At 56.6% G+C, this 332-nt stretch carries 1 protein-coding gene; it reads left to right on the top strand.

What is annotated here, in order from left to right; translation table 11 throughout:
- Positions 1-83: 83 nt before the first annotated feature.
- Positions 84-332 (top strand): hypothetical protein (locus LKK83_RS11050; RefSeq protein ID WP_324631161.1); only part of this gene is annotated, 249 nt, incomplete at its 3' end.

The raw sequence follows: 332 nt of genomic DNA, 5'->3' as shown, positions 1-332 counted from the left end.
ACGGCGGCTAAAGCCGCACGTTCGTTTTTCCTCCCCCGGCTAAAGCACGGGGGTTTCCAAACGTATCGGAGGTTATCGTTATCATGAACAACAAAATAATTGGTTTAGCGATCGCGGCGAGCTTGGTTGCGGTTATCGGAGCCTGCAGCAATGCAACCACTACCGAAGAAGCGTCTCCCGAGACCCCGGAAACCGTGGCTCCGGCTGATGACACCACGAATCCGGCAGCAACCGAAATGATGGAAGGTTCCGATGCTGAGGCTGCCCCGGCAGAACCCGAAACGATGGAAGATTCCGAGACTGAGGCTGCCCCGGCAGAACCCGAAACGATG

The sequence above is a fragment of the Phormidium sp. CCY1219 genome (assembly GCF_035615515.1).
GTDB lineage: Bacteria > Cyanobacteriota > Cyanobacteriia > Cyanobacteriales > Laspinemataceae > CCY1219.
Note: the sequence above shows the minus strand (reverse complement) of the source record. Positions and strands in the feature narration are given on the sequence as shown.